This window comes from Sorangiineae bacterium MSr11367, assembly GCA_037157805.1.
Taxonomy (GTDB): Bacteria; Myxococcota_A; Polyangia; order Polyangiales; family Polyangiaceae; genus Pendulispora; species Pendulispora rubella.
Genome location: CP089983.1, coordinates 12,607,966 through 12,623,636, shown reverse-complemented (window position 1 = coordinate 12,623,636; position 15,671 = coordinate 12,607,966). Strand labels below are relative to the sequence as shown.

Here is a 15,671-nt window from a genome sequence, read left to right as displayed (position 1 = left end):
CGCTTTCCTCACCGCCGTGAGCGGCGTCTCAGAGTCTGCGCCCGTTGCCAGTGCCTCGCGGCGCATGAGAGGAGAGTGCCTACGAAGATGATCCATCACGGCAAAGCTGTTCCCTCGCGAGGACGCGGCCACGAGGGGAGCCACCCATCGAGGCGCAATCTCATTTGGACGCGACCGGCGGTCGCGTAGAAATAGGCATTGTGAAGATCAACGCCAACAAGACAATCGCTGGTGCCGGGCTGTAATCCGCTCCAAAGAAGTGTCGATCGAGACGCTTCGGGCGGCGGGCATGCACCTTGTCGATAGCCTCGAAGGGCGAAAGCTCGTGGTCGCGTTGAGCGCGTATTCACTCGACGAGATGGGCAACGGGGCCGGGGTTGGCGCGGGGTTAATGCGCACGGTTCGCGATGCCGCACGCCTCGACGACCTTCGGCCCACGTCAGACGCCTCGACGAGGGACTTTCCTCGAGGCAGAGGGACATGACGCTTCCGGCAACGTTGGCGTGTCGGTACGAGTCGCTCGCCCCTTACCGTTCAGCACCTGTGTCGGGCTCCACGCATCGCGGAGGAAGTTCACGAACGCCTTGACCGCCGGGGCGGCGCCGTGCTGTCTCGGATAGTAGAGAAACCAACCCGGATGAGGGGCACACCACCGCTCGAGTAAGGCCATTAGCCGCCCCTGTTCGATGAAGGTCTGCACGCGATAATCGGCCCAAAAGGCGATCCCGACCCCTTGAAGTGCTGCGGTCAGTGCCAAATCCTTGTGTGAAGTGATGAGTGGCCCCTGCACCGCCACCGAAAACCACTGCCCGTTTTTGAAGAACTCCCATTTGTAGAGGGCCTCGGTTCCGGGCTGGCGCCAATTAATGCAAAGGTGGTTACGGAGATCGGCGGGAGATTTCGGTGCACCATGACTCCGGACATACTCGGGAGAAGCGACAACCAACGTGCGGAATGGCTTCCCGAGACGGACGGCTACCATGTCGCGATCAATCGATTCGCCCAGACGCATTCCCACGTCGAGTCCCTCTCTCACGATGTCGAGCGAGACTTCGTTCACCGAGATGTCGAGCACGACAGCGGGATAGCGCGCGTTGAACTCGCCCAAAAGCGGCTCGACGAAGGTTTGGACCGCAAGTCGAGGCGCATGCAAGCGCACTGTCCCGGCTGCCTCGTGACGCCGATCGAGAACGTCCGAGACGGCGGCGTCCATTTCGATCATGGCGGCGCGAAAGCGCGCGTAGAGGCGAGCACCGGCTTCTGTCGGCGCGACACTGCGCGTAGTGCGAGCGAGAAGCTGCACGCCGAGGCGCGTCTCCAGCGAGCGAATCGTCTGGCTCAAACTGGAGGGCGCGATGCTGAGAGATTCCGCCGCGCGCACGAAGCTTTGACGATCAACCACGGCGACGAACGCTCGCAATTCTGCAAATTCGGACCCACGCATTATACCCTCTTAGCCTCATAGACCGTTCGAGTTATACACGATAGTCCGAGCAGTTCATCGAGCCTAACGTTGCCAGCACCAACAACAAAGAAGGTGCGATGATGACGATTTCCTCTCCGAAGAACTTCTTGATCACGGGTGCTGGTTCGGGTCTCGGACAGGCCCTCAGCAGAGCCGCGCTCGCGAGCGGACATCGCGTCTTCGGAACGGTCCGCGATAGCGTCGCGCGCTCCGCGTTCGAGGCGCTTGCGCCTGGGCGAGCCGTTGCCCCGATACTCGACATCACACACGAGAAGGACATCGAGAAGGTCGTAGCCGAGCTCGAGAAAGACTTCGGTTCGATCGACGTGCTCGTGAACAACGCGGGCTATGGTCATGAGGGCATCATCGAAGAGTCTGACATCGACGAGTTACGACGCCAATTCGAGGTGAACGTATTCGGCACAATCTCCGTCACCAAGAGTGTGCTGCCCTTCATGCGGCGGCGTCGGAAAGGACGGATCATTACCATCACATCGATGGGCGGACTCGTTGCTTTTCCCGGCGTTGGCTATTACTGCGCGAGCAAGTTCGCGCTCGAAGGGTTCTCGGAAACACTGCGACAAGAGGTCGCCGCGTTCGGCATCGCCGTGACGGCAGTGGAGCCGGGCTCGTTCCGCACGGACTGGGCGGGCCGCTCGATGAGGCGCTCGGCTCGGAGCATCTCGGACTACGACACACTTTTCGAGCCATTGCGACACCGCAGGCAGGAGCACCACGGTCGACAGCCGGGCGACCCCGCGAAAGCTGCCGCCGCGATCCTCAAGCTCGTCGATAGCGCGGCGCCACCGGCGCACCTCATCTTGGGCCCGGACGCGCTCTCGCACGTACAGAAGAAGCTGGACGAGTTGCGCCGGGAAATGGCGGATTGGGAATCGACAACGACGTCGACAAACGTCGACTGAGCCTCCTGATGGGCCAACGATTATACGGCGAGTGGAGGCTGGCGAACGGCTCGAGACGAATGTCGGCAGCGTTGAGCAGGCGCCTCCAATAGACGTCGAACAGCGTCTACGGCATTGGGCAGTATTGAAAGCTGTCCAACGCGCGTCAGCAACGAAAGCAAGCGCACCTTCAACGCGCGGAACGGCGAAGGCGAAGACGGCGGGCCATAGGTCGCAGCGCGGAACAGCGTGCTGGGCCTCTCAGATTAGACGTGCTGAGATTCTCTCTCTCGGCAGTAAGCAGGCGCTACAAATACTCACCTGGGGCGCCCGTGCTCGGGGACCACCGTCGCCGACGGTAGTAAGAGACTGGGCAACGCCACCGAGATTTGGCGCGCCGAGCTCAAGGACTCGCAATGCCCCGTTTTCACCGAGAAAAGCCAGGTCCGACAAGAGGTTCCAGACAGCTCCGGAACGATTTGTCCGGGGCTCTGGAACGCCTTGTCCGGGCTCTGGAACGCCTTGTCGGAGCCAAAACAAAGAAAATCACGGCAGAATTATTGCTCTTTCCACTGCTGAGATAGGCGCTAGTCGGTAGCAGAAGAGAACGAAGTAGACCCAGGGTTTCAGACCCTGGTTTTTTTGCTTTTGTGCGAAAAATAGGCCCGTTTGGCTGTGGGGGCGGCACAAAGCGTGAGAAACGGTTGCAGACTGCACGTGATCGGGCCTCGCAGCCTTGCTGAGGTAGCTTCTGCTGGCGCAGACACTCGCAGCGGGACAAGTGGGGTGTTGAACGTGGTGCCAAGGACGAGTCGGGCCAGCATGCTCCGCTTCGCGAGCGAAGCCGGGATGGACGAGAGTTGCCCGAATTCGATCGCCCAGCAGAAGCCGAGCGCAATAGCTCCCCCCGTCCATTTACGGACCGCGAGCCCGACGAAAAGCACGAGGAATGCCGCTGCAATGGCGGCAAGGCGCGACGGACCAGAACACGGCATTGGTACGATCGCTCTACCGGTACATCCTGTCGATTCGCTGCTCGGGCGACTCGGAATCCAACAGGAGCAAGGCGACGTAGAAGGCCCACTCTGCCGGCTTCATGACGAGGTAAACTGCGTCGGCCATCCAGCGGGCTCGGATGTAGCGGCTGACCGGAAGTCCGAGCCGGTCGTACACGGCGCGCGAGAATCGGCCAAAGCGCGGCCATCGCGTGTGGAGCAGGTCCTCGAAGGCATTGGCTATCGCGAGCTGCCGATTCACCAGGATGACGCGCCCGCGCCGGATCCCGAATCGTTCTGGGCGAACGATGCGCGCGTGGCCTTGCGCGGCGACGCTGCACAGGTAGTGGCATTCACCTTCGGCTGGCTGGATCGGAATTTGGGAGAACGTGTGGCCGCATGTCGCCGTGAAGGCCTTCGCCGCTGCCGTCCACTCTAAGAAGAGCAGCGCCATCGCGAGGGAGTAGATGCCAATCAACAGCGGAGAAGCGGCGAGCACCTTGAGCAACAGGTGTGGATGCGCGCGCGCTCCGAGTTCCGCGACGATGGGAAGCCCGTCTCCCGATAGGTGGGCACGACGAATTTGCCCGCGACCACCAGTCGTTCTCCTCCTCGCCTTCGAAGGCGTTGGACGAGCTCCGCGCCATACAGTGCAATGGTCAACAGCGGCGTTGCGGCCGGCACCGCCGGCGGGGCGAGACCAAGGGCAAGGGTCGTGACGCCAAATTGCACCGCGATGAGTGCATGCAGCGCGATGCCCACGAGGAGCGCGGCGGCAACGAGGACCTCGGTTAGCGGAGGAAGCGCGCCGGGATGCTTCCGCGAGATCCTGTACGCCAGCGCGGTTGCCACATGGAGCGCGATAAGCCCAAAGACATAGGGCGCGGCAAGGAATTGAAACTCGTTGGATAGCCCACCGCAAGGGTCTGCCTGGCAGGAGTCGGGCATCACGAAGTTGAGCGCGAGTCCCCACGCCACGAGTACGATAAGAACGAGGAATTCAAGAGCGGGCCGCAGGAACTTCCCGTCGGTCCTAATTCCGATGACCATCACGCCGATAAAGACGAACGCGCCGACAAGCCAGGCCACGAAGAAGGCGATTTCCGAAAAACCGCTCATCGCGAGGATGGTCAGCCACCACGCCACGCCACAGCAGATGGCGGCGACGGGGACCGCGAGCAGCACCTGCAGCAATTTTCCCCAGCCCCATTGCTTCGATGCCGGCTTCAAAATGTACATCCGGTCATCTTCTCGCTCGTCAGGATCCATCTCTTTGGTAACGCCCGACGTTGGCACCCTCGTTCGGACCGGTGGCAGATGACGGCCCCGCGATGGGCCCAGGCTGAGGCGAGCTGCCCGGGACTTCGCATCGGGAAGCCGTGGACGCCGCCCGTTCAGCCCGGTCGTCGCGGGAGGCTAAGGGCACGAGTACGAGCTGGGTATGGGCGGGGTCTTGACGAGCAAAAGGGCATGATTATCCCTTGGTTCGTGATAGCAAACCTGCTGGCGGCGCGGTCGCTTGGTGCCCTCATCTAGGGTGTCCTCGCGGCGGATGACGTCCTGCGAATCCGCGTCGCCCATTGATGGAGGCATCCATGCGCACTCGGAACTATCAATCGCTCGAAGACCCGTTCGTACTCGATGAGTGCACGGAGAACGACCTCGTGGATCCGCTCGCGGGCCTCCCCGAGATCAAAAACTACATCGCACTCGATCGCCCATCCGATGAAGAGCGGGGTGTGCGGTCGGTGCTCGAGCGTCCCGACGCGCTTGCGCGACTGTGGCGCCGTTTGCGAGCCGCGTAGACGATCGTCCACTCGGCAACACCTACCGGATTATGCCAACCCACGAGAGGAGGAATTCATGTTCAATCATTTCGGATTTACTTCTGACCCGTTTTCGATATTCGATGATTTGCGGCGCCGCATGGATGGCCTCTGGCAGGACTTCGAGTTCGACCGCGGCGCGCCCGCTTGGCGCACAACGTCGCTCGCCGCCGCTACTTGGCCGCACGTGAATTTGTACGACGCAGGCACGCAGTTCGTGGTCCATGCCGACGTACCCGGGCTCCGCGAGAACGACCTTCAGGTCCACATCGGTGGCGGTGGCAACACGTTGTCGATCGGCGGCGCTCGTCAATCCGCCACACCGGAAGGGTACTCGGTGCATCGGCAAGAACGCGGAGCTGTCGAATTCTCGCGCAGCTTTTCGCTCCCGTGCAAAGTCGACGCGGAACGCATCACCGCATCGGTAAAGGACGGGGTACTGACCATCGAGCTGCCCAAGGCGCCCGAAGCGCAACCTCGACAGATAGCGGTCCGTGCCCAGTGAGTGTGACACTGGGAAACATCTATTGAAGGAAGGAGGAGTTTACATGAACACGAATCAGAGTCTTAGCCGACAAGGCACGCACGTCCCGGAACGCATCCAATCGCGCGCAACGGTGGCCCCGTCGGTCGACGTCTACGAAAATCGCGATGAGGTATTGCTCCTTACCGATCTCCCAGGCGCCGTGAAGGACAGCATCAACGTCCACCTCGATAAAGGGCAGCTCACGATTGAAGCGCGGCGCACGGAATTGCAGCCGTCGGGAACGCTCGTAGCCGGCGAGTATCAGCCGCGCGACTACCACCGAGCTTTCGCGATACCCCAGGGGATCGATGGAGCGAGGATCTCAGCCCAGTTTGCTGACGGCGTTCTCCGCATTCAGTTACCCAAGTCGGAAGCTCTCAAACCCCGTCGCGTCGAAGTGAAGGCTGGGTAACACGCCTTGCTGCCCGAGTGCCATTGCAACGCACCCACGCGGATGCAGGCGCTGCGCACCATAGGCCGCGTCCTTCGGCAAATGAACGAAAAGAAGAAGCCCGATGCATTCGCGGCGGCGCATCGACGCCGGCGACCGGTCTTAACTCGCTCTAGATCAGAACTTAATAGCTTTTTCAGCAGCCGATTCACTATCAAGGAGGCGTTTCCATGTTGACCAGATGGGATGCCGTCTCGACGCTGGATCACCTGTTCGACGACGTCATGGGATCCATGCTCGGTACGGCGACGAGTACACGCACGTTCGACCCTTCCATCGACGTGCGCACAAGTGAGAATGACGTCGTCTTCGTCTGCGATGTCCCCGGCGTGAAGCAGGAGGATCTCGACGTGACGCTGGAAAACCACGTCCTGACCATCAAGGGGATCCGAAGGTTCGAGAGCAAGGAGGGCGAGCAAGCGATCCTTGGCCGCGCGTACGGGGCCTTCAGCCGCGCTTTCTCTCTGGCGGATCACCTCGACGACGCGAACCTCTCGGCGCAGCTCGTGGATGGTGTGCTCACCATCCGTATCCCGAAACAGGCGAAGGCCAGGCCGCGCAAGATTCAGATTGGCAACGGCAAAGACTCCAAGCAGCTCACGGAGTGACCACGTGGACAAGAAGAACAACTCGCACAACGAAAAGCGTAACGACCGGAGCGAAGTGGTCCGACCATCGCTCGAATACCTTCGCCAGCGATCGCTGCACCGGATCTGGTGGAACTCCGCCCGCATCGCCCTGCGACGTGGGCATGGTGGGGAACCCCTTCATCAGCCAAACGGCCTTGGCGCCATCGGCAAGCGTGTCTGAGCCCTGGTTCCCCTGCGTTCGTAGCAGCAACACAACATAAAATTCGCGCAGATCGCGCACACGGGGGCGGCACCATCTGGTGTCGCCCCTTTCCTTTTGCGCGCGCGAGCTTCGAGCGCACAAGGGAGGCTTGGTCAGCCGAGACGACGTGCGCCGCTTTCTCGCGTCCGCGTGACGTTAGTCGAGCCACTGTTCGGGGCATTTCACGCAGTCGCATGAGCCGGGGACGAAAAAACATGGTTCGTGCCCGTCAGGGAAGATGGTGAGTCGCCGCGATGTACACGACCTTCGATGCCGTCGTTCGCATTGACGGTGAGTTCGTGGTCGTCCGTGCGTCGGGCGCGTTTGGAACAACGGGGGCATCAAATGCGGCCCGTCGATACCAATGCGTTACGTTACCCGGTCCCGCGTGGCGCGCTTCCATGGCTTATCCACCACGAGCCCGTACGCGCCGCTACCTCCGTTCACGCGCAAGATCACGGCCTCGTCGGCGCGCGTCCTCACGGCTACACTGGGCACATGCCGCAGACTCTGAAGTGTCCCCAAGCGGTCGCCCGGCACTTCGAAGAGCGTCGGTGAAGGCCCCTCAGTTTCCACCGCCGCTGCGATTCAACCCCGCTGACTACCCGGGCGCCGAGCGGAGCGAATCCACCCTTGGAGCCGTCGGCGCGGGCGTAGCCGGAGGGCTTCTCGAAATCATGTTCGAAGCCATGGTCGACGCGATCGTCGATTGATCCGCGATGCGGACGGGCGATGGGCGGGGGCGCGTCCATCCGGTGTGGCCAAAGACGCCCCCCTCCACCGAGCGGCGGCGACTCCGCTGATAATCCCTCTCAGCTTGCCGGATTGTGTGCCATGACGATCCAAGCCGCGCCGTCGATCATCACCGAACGCTCGCCGGGGAGGCCCGCGAAGGCGCCACGAACCGCGGACGCGGCGCGGGCGCGGATGTCGTCGGGCTGATCAGCGAGCACACGCGACAGCGGGCCGACCTCGAGCGTCATCTTCACCGCGTCCTCGATCCCAGCGTCCCGCGTCCCACCCGCGCCGAACGGGACGGAAGCATCAAAGGGCGCGATAGCGATATCGGTGAAGCCGGCTGCTGCCAGGATGCGCTCCACCCCTCAAACCAGCATCGACTGCTGGGCGAAGATACCCGCCATCGCGCCGTGCGCTGATGCCAGGGTGACCGATGGCGGCATAATAGGGTTTGCGAGGTCGCCGGCAGCGTAGACGCCGGGCATGCTGGTTTCGCGGCGCTCGTCGACCTTAAGAATGATCCCGAGGGGAGTGTCGACCGTGGCGAGGCCCAGTGATTCATGCAGGATTGCGGACGGCTTGTTGCGCGGATGCGCAAACAGGATATCGACCGCGACATTGGTGCCGGCATCGAGCTTGACCGTGGTGTTATGGCCCCCGTGATGGGCGATCTCGATGATTGGGCCATCGACAATGGGTGTCTTGCGGCGCGCCAGATCGGCGCGGATCTCGGGCGGAATGTCATGACCATCGGCGAAGACCGTCAACCTGTCGGTCCAATCGTGGAACAGCCTGACCTGATTGTGCGAGTGCCGGCCGGACCAGACGAGGCCCCAATGCTGGCCGGCGACCTCAAAGCCGTCGCAATAGGGACACGGCACGATGGATTTGCCCCAGCCTTCCGCAAATCCCGGAACGTTAGGCATCTGGTCGGTGACGCCATAGCTCAGGATCAGCCGACGCGCCCTGAGGTTTTCCCCCTCACCAGTGAGAACTGAGAAATCGTCGATGGTGCCGGAGATGCTGTCGGCCCGGGCATTGACCAGCTTGACCGTGGGATAACGCGCAAGCTGCTGGCGCGCCTCGGCCAGGATTTCCAGCGGTGGCTTGTGATCGTGACCGAGCAAGCCATGCGAGTGACCGGCGAAGCGGTTGCGCGGCAAGCCGGTATCGAGAACGGTGACCTTGCGGCGGGCACGGCCGAGCTGCAGGGCGGCGGCGAGGCCGGCAAAGCTTCCGCCGATGATGATGACGTCATTCATGGTAATGGGCTCCGTGTTGTGGATGGAGGGGGTGGTCTCGGCCGCGTCAGCGGGCATTCGCGCGCACCTCGGCCAGCGCCGGGACGTCCGCGTTGGCGTCGCGCCATTGATCGGTCTGCTTGCTGGGCCCTCTGCCAGCTTCTTCTTCTTCCTTGGACTTCGGCTTGATGCGGAACCAGATGGCGTACATCGCCGGAAGGAAGACCAGCGTGAGGATCGTTCCGGCGAAGGTGCCGCCGATCAACGTGTACGCCAGGGTTCCCCAGAACACGGAGTGTGTCAGCGGGATGAAGGCGAGGATGGCTGCGAGCGCGGTCAGGACGACGGGCCGCGCACGCTGAACCGTCGCTTCGACGACGGCATCGAACGGAGCGAGCCCCTCCTTCAGGTTGTGGTCGATCTGTCCGAGTAGGATGAGCGTGTTGCGCATCAGGATGCCTGAGAGCGCAATGAGCCCGACGAGCGCGTTGATACCGAACGGCTGTCGGAAGATCAGCAGCGTCGGCACCACGCCGATGAGACCGAGCGGCGCCGTCAAGAACACCATCGCCATCGCAGACATCGAGCGAACCTGAAGGATGATGATGAGCAGCGTCAACGCGAGCATGATCGGGAGGAGAGGCAGGATGGCGTTGCTCGCCTTACGGGATTCTTCGGTGATGCCCGCCTCTTCGATCCGGTATCCCTCGGGGAGCCGACCGATGATCGGACCGAGCTCCTTCAGAACCGCAGCCGAAACGTCCGGGGGCTGCAGCCCTTCGCCGATGTCACCGCGCAGCGTGATGGTCGGTGTGCGATCCCGACGACGAATGATCGGGTCCTCCATGCGGAGCTCCACGGTCCCCACCTGCGAGAGAGGTACGCGCTGACCGGCCGATCCGACGAGGGTGAAGTCCGCGATTCGCGCGGGATCGAGACGCGTTTCTCCGGCCGAACGAGCGACGACCTGGACCGATCGAATGTCCTCGCGGACGTCTGCGATGGGAACACCCCTGAGGAGAAACTGGAGTTGCAGCGAAACGGCGCTCGACGTCAGTCCGACGGCCTGCAGGCGATCTTGCTGGAGCGAGAAATGGAGCGTCGGAGTGCGGTCGCCCCAGTCGACGTTCACGGTACGCATCATCGGGTTCGCCTGCAGGACCTTGCGGGCATCGGCGGCGATCTCGCGCAGCTTGTTCGGGTCCGGGCCCATGACTCGATACGCGATGGGGAACGGCGTATTGGGGCCGAAGACGAGCTGCGAGACGCGAACGCGAGCTTCGGGAGCAATGCCGTCGGCGACGACGCGACGGAGACGCAACTTGAGCGCCTCGCGCTCCTCCTCGCTCCCGGTCAGGATGACGATCTTCGCGAACGACGGATCGGGCAGCTCGGGCGACAGCGGGAGGAAGAAGCGGGGCGCGCCTTGACCGATATAGGAGGTGAAGATCTTCGCCTCTGACTGCTTCGCGAGCCAGTCCTCGACCTTCTTCGTCGCCCCGCTCGTTTCCTCGATCGAGGTCCCGTACGGCATTTGGATGTCGACGAGCACCTCCGGACGGTCCGAGGTCGGGAAGAACTGCTTGCGCACTGCACCCATGCCGGCGAGGGCAACCACGAAGAAAGCGACGACGGCAACCGCCACGAGGAACTTGTGCCCTATGACGCGGGCGAGCAGGCGCCGGAACCGGTTGTACGTTCGCGTGTCGTAGATGGCGTGATGCCCTCCCTCGATCTTCTTGATCTCGGGCAATAGTTTGACGCCGAGGTACGGCGTGAAGACGACGGCGACGATCCAGGATGCGATCAGCGCAATGCCGACGATCCAGAACATGTTGCTCGTGTACTCACCGGCCGTCGATCGCGCGAAACCGTTCGGCATGAAGCCGACTGCGGTCACCAACGTTCCGGACAGCATCGGAGCCGCGGTGTGACTCCACGCATAGGCCGAAGCGTCGATGCGACTGTAGCCCTCCTCCATCTTCACGATCATCATCTCGATGGCGATGATCGCGTCATCGACGAGCAGGCCCAGCGCGAGGATGAGCGAGCCGAGCGTGATCCGGTCGAAGTTCTTGCCGGTAAAGCTCATGACGACGAACACGCTCGCGAGCGTGAGGGGGACGGCGGCGGCAACGACGATGCCCACGCGCCACCCCATGCTGATGAAGCAGACGAGCATGACCACGGCGAGGGCCACGAGGAACTTCACCATGAACTCGCCCACGGCCGAGCGGATGTTCACCGCCTGATCGGTGACCTTTGAGAGGGTGATGCCGACGGGGAAACCCGCGTTGATGGCCGCGACCTCTTTGTCGAGCGCGGTCCCGAGATCGAGTCCGTTCGCGCCTTCGCGCATGATGATGTCGAGGAGCAGAGCCGGCTCGCCGTCGTTGCGAATGAGGAACGTCGCGGGATCTTCGTATCCGCGCTCGACACTCGCCACGTCCGAGAGCTTGACGGTTCGTCCCCGCGCCACGATCGGCGTGTCGCGGATCTTTTGAAGCTCGTCGAACGCTCCGTCGAGGCGGATGAAGACCTCGGGTCCGCGCGTGTCGATCGAGCCCGCCGGCGTCACGAGGTTTTGGGTCACGAGCGCGGAGAAGATGTCCTGCGGAGAGAGACCGAGTGTTGCGAGGCGATCGTGGGAGAAGGCGACGAAGATGCGCTCGCCCTGTTCGCCGAGGATGTTGACCTTCTTGACCCCAGCGACGTGGAGCAGACGCTGGCGGAGCGATTCGGCCTCGCGCACGAGAGCTCGCTGCGACTCGCCTTTCGCCTTCAGAGCGTAGAGCGCGAACGTCACGTCGGAGTACTCGTCGTTGATGATCGGGCCGATCGTGCCCGCCGGGAGACGGAGCGCCTCGTCGCCCATCTTCTTGCGCGCTTGGTAGAACTCCTCCGGAACCTCCGACGGTGGCATGTCGTCACGGAGCTGCACGACCGTGAGGGCCAGGCCGGGACGCGCAAACGTCTCCGAGCGGTCGTACCAGCGGAGCTCCTGGAGGCGCTTCTCCAGCCGTTCCGCGACTTGATCCTGCATCTCCTGCGCGGTCGCGCCCGGCCACGCAGTGACCACGGTCATCGCCTTCACGGTGAATGCGGGATCCTCGGCGCGTCCCAGCTTGAAGAACGCGATGAGTCCCCCAATGGCGATGAGGAGGATGGCGAAGAGGGTGACGGAGCGCTCACGAACGGCGAGCGCGGAGAGATTGAAGCTGCTCATGGCTTCCCCGCCGCGCCCAGTCGGACTTCCTGCCCCTCGTGCAGCACGTGCGCGCCGAGCGAGACGACTCGATCGCCCGGCTTCAGACCTTCGCTCACGCTGACAGTGTCGTCGTCGATGCGATTCACCTTCACCGAGCGCCACGTCACGCGCCCTGTCACGTGACCGGGTTGATCGACGACGGTCCACACACCAGGTCCGCCGCCGGAGTCGAACAGAGCGCCGACCGGGACGCGCAGATCCGCCGCCGCCCCGTCACCAGGCACGTGGACGGTGATGGTCGTGCCCAGCGCTGCATCCGCGAGCGGCCCTTCCAAGACGTACCTCGCTTGAAAGGTCCTCGTCAGCGGATCCGCCGCGCTCGACAGCTCTCGAAGGCGCGTCGGAACGACCACGCCCGCGCGGCCGTAGAGCGCGGCCTGCGCCGGCGATCCCAGCGCCGGCCGCAACGTCTCCGGCAGTTGAATGACTGCTTCGCGTGGTCCGTGCTGTGCGAGCCTCACGACGGTCTGACCGGGCGCGACGACCTGGCCTGGCTCGGCCAGCGTCTCGACGATCACGCCGTCCGCGTCCGCCACGAGGAGTGCGTATGCACTCGCGTTCTGGGCGGCCTTCGCTTGAGCCTCGGCCGCCTTCAACTGGGCACGCGCCGCCTCTGCGTTCGCCTTCATGCGTTCGTAGGCTGCAACCGGTACTGCGCCATCCGCAGCGAGGTTCCGGTCACGCGTCTCGTCGTCCGTGGCCTGGCGTGCGCGCGCCGCGGCGGCGACGACGGACTCCTGTTGGGCATTCGACGCGAGCCTCAGGTCGACGTCGTCGAGTCGCATGAGCGGCTGTCCTCGATGCACCTGCTGTCCCGAGCTGACGAGCCGCGCGAGAACCTTCCCAGAGACGCGAAAGCTCAGATCGCTCTGCACGCGCGCAGCCACCGTTCCAGTGAACGACCGCGCGAGGGACGACGCGTTGTTTTCGACGACGGCAGTCCGCGCCAGCGGCGGCTCGACTCGGGGGTCGCTGCTCGGCGGATGGTGGCAGCCTGACGCGAGCACGGACAGACTGGTAGCGGCGAGGATGTGAAAAATGGCAAATTTGGTTCTTGCCGAGAACATGGTTGCACCTACAGCGATGCAGACCGGAACCCCCTTCGCGCCGTGCACACCGCTCTTCATTTGCTTGCTCCGAGTTCCGCAGGAGAATGCCGCCGGCCCGCCTCGAGGATGATTCGGGCGACATCGTCGGGTTTTTCGAGGGACGCGCCCGAACAACGAGGTTCTCGTCGTGGGGCAACCACTACGTTGATACCAACCTTTACCGCCAAGAAAAACGCGTGAGGAACGGGCATCGCTATCCCGCCCTGACCGGAAGCAGTCTCTTCGACGCTTTCCAGAGCTGCCGGTTGATGAAGTCAGGTGCGATGCGGCGCATCAACGCGAGGAGTTTGGCCTGCCCCGGTCGAACTTCGAGCGCTCCCTTCTTGAGCGACGCAAAGGATTGCTTCACCAATTCGTCCGTCGTCAGCAAAGTGAAGCCGTCGCCGTTCGCAAGGTCTGTCGACAATTCGGTCTTCACCACAGGCGGCATGAGCTCGATCACCTCGACGCCCGTTCCTTCCAATTGGAACCGGAGCGACTGCGTATAGGAGTGAACCGCCGCCTTGGTGGCGCAGTAGACCGGCGCAGACGGCAGCGGCACGAAAGCGAGGGCGGAGGATACGTTGATGACGGTGCCCTCGTTAGCGGCAAGGATGTCGATGAACGCGGAGGTGGTGCGGATCACGCCGCCCACGTTGACGTTCATCTCCGTCATCAATCCGTCGAGGTCAGCCGCCGGAGCCTTGAGGTTTTTGTGGAGCATGATGCCCGCGTTGTTCATCAGAACGTCGAGCTTTGGATATTCAGCCTTCATGCGCCGTGCGAGCGCGGCGATCTGCGCCGGATCTGCGACGTCGCTTTGAATGGTCTGGAGCTTCGGATGGTTTCGCTTTAGGTCATCGAGAGCCGACTGGCGGCGACCCGTCACGATGACCTCGTTTCCGAGTTCAAGAAACTTGAGGGCGAAAGCCAGGCCGATACCCGCAGAGCCTCCAGTGATCAGGATAGTGCGACCTGTGAGTTTCATAGGAATTCCTTTCGTGAATCACGTGGGATGTTCACCGCTAGCCTCCACGCTTGCGTCCGCAGCCGGACAACGAGGTTCTCGTGATGCGGTAACCAATAGGTTGATATCAACCATCACTGCCGAAAGAGACGCGAGAGGAACGGGCCGCATTGGGATGCCGGTCAGACGAGACGCCCGAGATGTGCGCGGAGAGCCTCGGCGTCCTCCGCCGAGAGCATCTTCTTCAGACGCTCTTGTTGCACCCGCCAGAGCGGCATTGCCTTGTTGAGCAGCGCCTCCCCGGCCGGCGTCAGTACGGCCTCCCGCGCACGCGCATCGTCCCCGGCGACGTCTACGCGAACCAGCTTTCTTCGCTGGAGCGGCTTCAGGGCTGCGGTAACCGTCGTGCGATCCATCACGAGCGTCTCGGCGACCTTCTGGATCCGGAGGGGCCCGAGCTCCGCAAGCAGCGCCAACATCGAGAATTGCCCATTGTTCAGCGCCAGCGGCGCGAGCGCCTCGTCGTACTGGCGCGACACGGCCCTCGCCGCCCGTCGGAGCGCGAAGCTAAAGCATTCGCCGGGCCCGAGCGGGAAGCGTGACGCTTTCATGCACCCCATTATGGTTGATATCAACCTAAAGTCAAGAGGCTGCGCGTCGGCGACGACGAGGAAGGGCCTTCGCGGCTTGCTCGCGGACGTCGCCGCCGAAGCGGACGGATGGCCGATGAGCACCTCACCTCCGCGGCGACCGCGCCGGTAGCCTGCGCTTCGCGCTGATCCGAGAGCGTTTTCCACGCCAACGCGTTACCGATGCCACGGAGCGACTTCGCGATCACGCGCGCGGCCTCGTCGTCCGCACCGCCTCTCAGCCTGCACACTTCGGCGGTCTCCAGCTCGCGGTCGGTCATCGAACGTCCAACCCGCGAGCGGAAATGCGCGTCGACGGCTTTCAGGAACGGGTCCGGATCCGAGGGCGCGACTCCTTGGCTCGCGAAGAGAAGCGCCGTCGCATGTCCGACGTCCCCGCGCCGCTCTTTCAATGGGCGGTACGCCGCGTCACGGGTATCCTGCAACGCGGCTTACCCGAACGGCTCGAGTCGAAGACGAGACGAGTCATGGGCTCTCGTGAACATCCGCAGCCATGGCTACGCTCGATAAGCCGTTTCAGAGATTCGATGGAACCGAAGAGAGCCCAAAGTAGGCATGGTCGGTCTCGCCGTTCTGATAGAGGCGATAGGCAAACGATGGGTGCACATCGGCGCACGCAAGGAACAAGCGTCCGTCCACCGTGTCCGGTTCAACCTCGTTCGCGGCAAGATAGAACGGGTCTCGATGCACAAGCCCCCAGATCGCCACCTCGTTGCCGAGGCA

General features: G+C 63.0%; 17 protein-coding genes. 7 read left to right on the top strand and 10 right to left on the bottom strand.

The genetic code is table 11. The features are described 5' to 3' along the window. Positions 1-439: 439 nt before the first annotated feature. Positions 440-1,444: a LysR substrate-binding domain-containing protein gene (locus LVJ94_49185; protein WXB04855.1), complete on the bottom strand. Its 1,005-nt coding sequence runs from the start codon at positions 1,442-1,444 to the stop codon at positions 440-442. A 98-nt stretch (positions 1,445-1,542) separates the two neighbouring features. Between LVJ94_49185 and LVJ94_49180 the strand changes: the two genes are divergently transcribed. Further along, positions 1,543-2,388, top strand: coding sequence for an oxidoreductase (locus tag LVJ94_49180; protein WXB04854.1), 846 nt, complete (start codon positions 1,543-1,545; stop codon positions 2,386-2,388). Between the two features lie 987 nt (positions 2,389-3,375). Here the strand turns inward: LVJ94_49180 and LVJ94_49175 are convergent. Both LVJ94_49175 and LVJ94_49170 read right to left on the bottom strand, forming a co-directional pair. Continuing rightward, entirely contained in the window at positions 3,376-3,861 is a 486-nt protein-coding gene (locus LVJ94_49175; protein WXB04853.1) for a hypothetical protein, read from the bottom strand. Next, the gene (locus LVJ94_49170; protein ID WXB04852.1) at positions 3,837-4,601 is read right to left on the bottom strand and encodes a hypothetical protein; all 765 of its coding nucleotides are present in this window, start codon (positions 4,599-4,601) and stop codon (positions 3,837-3,839) included. Before LVJ94_49170 ends, LVJ94_49175 begins: the two co-directional genes overlap by 25 nt. Positions 4,602-4,957: 356 nt before the next feature. Here LVJ94_49170 and LVJ94_49165 point away from each other — a divergent pair, with 356 nt between their 5' ends. From LVJ94_49165 to LVJ94_49140, 6 genes are all read left to right on the top strand, one after another. Continuing rightward, on the top strand, positions 4,958-5,167 hold the full coding sequence (locus tag LVJ94_49165) for a hypothetical protein (protein WXB04851.1): 210 nt from the start codon (positions 4,958-4,960) through the stop codon (positions 5,165-5,167). 58 nt (positions 5,168-5,225) lie between these two features. Next, positions 5,226-5,693 carry an Hsp20/alpha crystallin family protein gene (locus tag LVJ94_49160; GenBank protein ID WXB04850.1) on the top strand — a complete coding sequence of 156 codons (468 nt, stop codon included), beginning with the start codon at positions 5,226-5,228 and terminating at the stop codon, positions 5,691-5,693. Between the two features lie 43 nt (positions 5,694-5,736). Further along, a complete protein-coding gene (locus LVJ94_49155; GenBank protein ID WXB04849.1) occupies positions 5,737-6,126 on the top strand; it encodes an Hsp20/alpha crystallin family protein in 390 nt (129 codons plus the stop codon). A gap of 209 nt (positions 6,127-6,335) precedes the next feature. After that, a complete protein-coding gene (locus tag LVJ94_49150) occupies positions 6,336-6,773 on the top strand; it encodes an Hsp20/alpha crystallin family protein (protein ID WXB04848.1) in 438 nt (145 codons plus the stop codon). 4 nt (positions 6,774-6,777) lie between these two features. Then, on the top strand, positions 6,778-6,975 hold the full coding sequence (locus LVJ94_49145; GenBank protein WXB04847.1) for a hypothetical protein: 198 nt from the start codon (positions 6,778-6,780) through the stop codon (positions 6,973-6,975). A 575-nt stretch (positions 6,976-7,550) separates the two neighbouring features. Beyond that, positions 7,551-7,709 (top strand): hypothetical protein, encoded by a 159-nt coding sequence (locus LVJ94_49140; protein ID WXB04846.1) that lies wholly within the window; start codon positions 7,551-7,553, stop codon positions 7,707-7,709. 99 nt (positions 7,710-7,808) lie between these two features. On the opposite strand, the gene LVJ94_49135 is transcribed toward LVJ94_49140, so the two are convergent. From LVJ94_49135 to LVJ94_49105, 7 genes are all read right to left on the bottom strand, one after another. Beyond that, positions 7,809-8,096: a hypothetical protein gene (locus LVJ94_49135; protein ID WXB04845.1), complete on the bottom strand. Its 288-nt coding sequence runs from the start codon at positions 8,094-8,096 to the stop codon at positions 7,809-7,811. 3 nt (positions 8,097-8,099) lie between these two features. Then, positions 8,100-8,996: an NAD(P)/FAD-dependent oxidoreductase gene (locus tag LVJ94_49130; GenBank protein ID WXB04844.1), complete on the bottom strand. Its 897-nt coding sequence runs from the start codon at positions 8,994-8,996 to the stop codon at positions 8,100-8,102. Between the two features lie 46 nt (positions 8,997-9,042). Further along, complete coding sequence (locus LVJ94_49125; protein ID WXB04843.1) at positions 9,043-12,201, bottom strand: efflux RND transporter permease subunit; 3,159 nt, start codon at positions 12,199-12,201, stop codon at positions 9,043-9,045. After that, entirely contained in the window at positions 12,198-13,310 is a 1,113-nt protein-coding gene (locus tag LVJ94_49120) for an efflux RND transporter periplasmic adaptor subunit (protein ID WXB04842.1), read from the bottom strand. The genes LVJ94_49125 and LVJ94_49120 overlap by 4 nt, the downstream gene beginning before the upstream one ends. A 235-nt stretch (positions 13,311-13,545) precedes the next feature. Beyond that, positions 13,546-14,319 carry an SDR family NAD(P)-dependent oxidoreductase gene (locus LVJ94_49115; protein ID WXB04841.1) on the bottom strand — a complete coding sequence of 258 codons (774 nt, stop codon included), beginning with the start codon at positions 14,317-14,319 and terminating at the stop codon, positions 13,546-13,548. A gap of 161 nt (positions 14,320-14,480) precedes the next feature. After that, positions 14,481-14,909, bottom strand: coding sequence for a MarR family winged helix-turn-helix transcriptional regulator (locus tag LVJ94_49110; protein WXB04840.1), 429 nt, complete (start codon positions 14,907-14,909; stop codon positions 14,481-14,483). Positions 14,910-14,929: 20 nt separating this feature from the next. After that, complete coding sequence (locus tag LVJ94_49105; protein ID WXB04839.1) at positions 14,930-15,373, bottom strand: hypothetical protein; 444 nt, start codon at positions 15,371-15,373, stop codon at positions 14,930-14,932. Between the last annotated feature and the right edge of the window lie 298 nt (positions 15,374-15,671).

Excerpts from the sequence above, each read along its gene's own strand:
- LVJ94_49185 (WXB04855.1), bottom strand. The coding sequence starts at position 1,444 with ATGCGTGGGTCCGAATTTGCAGAATTGCGAGCGTTCGTCGCCGTGGTT.
- LVJ94_49180 (WXB04854.1), top strand. The coding sequence starts at position 1,543 with ATGATGACGATTTCCTCTCCGAAGAACTTCTTGATCACGGGTGCTGGT.
- LVJ94_49170 (WXB04852.1), bottom strand. The coding sequence starts at position 4,601 with ATGTACATTTTGAAGCCGGCATCGAAGCAATGGGGCTGGGGAAAATTG.
- LVJ94_49165 (WXB04851.1), top strand. The coding sequence starts at position 4,958 with ATGCGCACTCGGAACTATCAATCGCTCGAAGACCCGTTCGTACTCGAT.
- LVJ94_49160 (WXB04850.1), top strand. The coding sequence starts at position 5,226 with ATGTTCAATCATTTCGGATTTACTTCTGACCCGTTTTCGATATTCGAT.
- LVJ94_49155 (WXB04849.1), top strand. The coding sequence starts at position 5,737 with ATGAACACGAATCAGAGTCTTAGCCGACAAGGCACGCACGTCCCGGAA.
- LVJ94_49150 (WXB04848.1), top strand. The coding sequence starts at position 6,336 with ATGTTGACCAGATGGGATGCCGTCTCGACGCTGGATCACCTGTTCGAC.
- LVJ94_49130 (WXB04844.1), bottom strand. The coding sequence starts at position 8,996 with ATGAATGACGTCATCATCATCGGCGGAAGCTTTGCCGGCCTCGCCGCC.
- LVJ94_49125 (WXB04843.1), bottom strand. The coding sequence starts at position 12,201 with ATGAGCAGCTTCAATCTCTCCGCGCTCGCCGTTCGTGAGCGCTCCGTC.
- LVJ94_49120 (WXB04842.1), bottom strand. The coding sequence starts at position 13,310 with ATGTTCTCGGCAAGAACCAAATTTGCCATTTTTCACATCCTCGCCGCT.
- LVJ94_49115 (WXB04841.1), bottom strand. The coding sequence starts at position 14,319 with ATGAAACTCACAGGTCGCACTATCCTGATCACTGGAGGCTCTGCGGGT.
- LVJ94_49110 (WXB04840.1), bottom strand. The coding sequence starts at position 14,909 with ATGAAAGCGTCACGCTTCCCGCTCGGGCCCGGCGAATGCTTTAGCTTC.